The 1,810-nt window shown below is 80.7% G+C and carries 1 protein-coding gene; it reads right to left on the minus strand.

Translation table 11 applies throughout. The annotated features are described in order from the left end of the window. Positions 1–9 precede the first annotated feature (9 nt). Positions 10–1,810, minus strand: a 1,801-nt coding sequence (locus ACSNN9_RS28395) for a LuxR C-terminal-related transcriptional regulator (protein WP_436676378.1), incomplete at its 5' end; no start/stop codon positions are given.

Raw genomic sequence — 1,810 nt, forward strand, 5'->3', positions numbered from 1 at the left:
GGGGTGGGGTCAGGAGAGGGCGCGGGCGAGTTCCGTGCGGGAGCGGATGTTGAGTCGGTGGAAGATGTTGCGCAGGTGGTGGTCGACCGTACGGGTGGAGAGGAACATCCGGGCGGCGATCTCCCGGTTGGTGGCACCCTCGGCGACCAGCTGCGCGATCCGCAGTTGCTGGCCGGTCAGCAGTCGCGCCGCCGACGCCTCCGGCGGCCCGACCGACTCCCCGGCCGCCCGCAGCTCCGTGGTGGCCTGTTCCGCCCAGGTGGCCGCCCCGAGCAGGGTGAACGCCTCCCGGGCGGCGTGCAGGTGCTCGCGCGCCGCGCGCGGTCGGCGGCTGCGGCGCAGTTCCCGGCCGAGGAGCAGCTCGGTACGGGCCCGCTCGAACGCGCCGGCGTCCGTCGGGTGCAGCCGCAGGGCGGTGCGGAACTCCCGCTCCGCCTCGGCGCTGCCCCGGGGCGCCAGCAGCCCGTGGCAACGCGCGGAGAGGGCCCGGCGGGACGGGCTCGCCGTGCTGCTGGCCCACCGGTCGAACACGGCGAGGGCGGCGCCGGCCGCCGGCCGGTCCGCGACGGCGGCGGCCGCCTCCACCAGGTACGGGGTGGCCATCACCAGGACCATCACCTGCCCCCGGCCCGTGCCGGGGCAGGCCAGCGCGGCCAGCCGCGCGGCGGCGGCGGCCGGCCGGTTGTCGACCAGGTCCAGCACGGCCAACGCCCACTGCGCGAGGGCCCGGGGCCGGCTGTGCCCGCCGGGGTCCTCGCCGAGCTCCCGGATCCGGCGCAGGCTGGTGCCGCGGTCGGCCCGGACGGCGGCCAGCACCGCCAGCATGCCCAGGTGCACGGCGGCCCAGTTGCCCTGGCCGGTGTCCCGGGCGATCCGCAGCCCCTCCCGGGAGCTCTCCACCGCGGCGTCGTGCCGGCCCAGCCAGTACTCGGCGGCCGCCCGCAGCTCCAGCGCGCGCGGCAGGGCGGACAGCTCGCCCCGCTCGCGGGCCAGCTCGACGGCGCGCTCGGCGAGCCGGTGCGCCGCGCCGTCCACGGCCACCAGCAGCCCGGCCGCCGCCGCGCAGGTCAGGGCGGAGGGGGTCAGCGCCGGCCCGGTCAGCTGTCCACCGAGGACGACCGCCCGGCGCAGGGCGGGGCCGGCCTGCTCGTGGTCGCCGCGCAGGGTCGCCGCCGTCCCGGCGACGTAGGCGCTAAGCAGCTCGGTCGCGGGCGGGTCGTCGGGGCGGCGCAACGGCTCCGCCCGCCGGGCGACGTCGGCGTAGCGGTACTGGTCGCCGGCGAAACAGGCGGCCTCGCCCGCCCGCACCAGCGCGCCGAGGGCCAGCGCGCGATCGGAGCCGGCCAGCGCGCGATCGGAGCCGGCCAGCGCGCGATCGGAGCCGGCCAGCGCGTCCGCGGCGGCCAGCAGCGTGGTGAGCGCGGACCGGGGTCGGCCGGCGCGCAGCTCCAGCTCCCCGCGCAGCAGCCCGGCCCGGCCCGCCACGGCGGCGTCCACGGTGGCGGGCAGGCCTCCCAGCAGCAGTCGGGCCCGGTGCGCCCGGCCGGCCGACCAGGCGTACCGGGCGGCGGCCACCAGCCGGGCGGCGGCGCGCACCGGGTCGTCGCTGAGCTCGGCGGCCCGTTGCAGCGCCGCCGAGGCCGCCGTGGCCGGGCCCGCGCACTCGCCCGCCGCCTGCTCCAGCTCGGCGGCCAGGGCCGGGTCGGGGCCCTGGGCGGCGTCGGCGAGGTGCCCCGCCCGGCGCAGCCGGTGCCCGGCCCCGTCGAGTACCCCGGCGAGCAGCAGGTGCGCCGCGCGCCCCGCGGCCCGC

It is taken from the genome of Micromonospora sp. URMC 107 (assembly GCF_051386315.1).
Taxonomy (GTDB): Bacteria; Actinomycetota; Actinomycetes; order Mycobacteriales; family Micromonosporaceae; genus Micromonospora.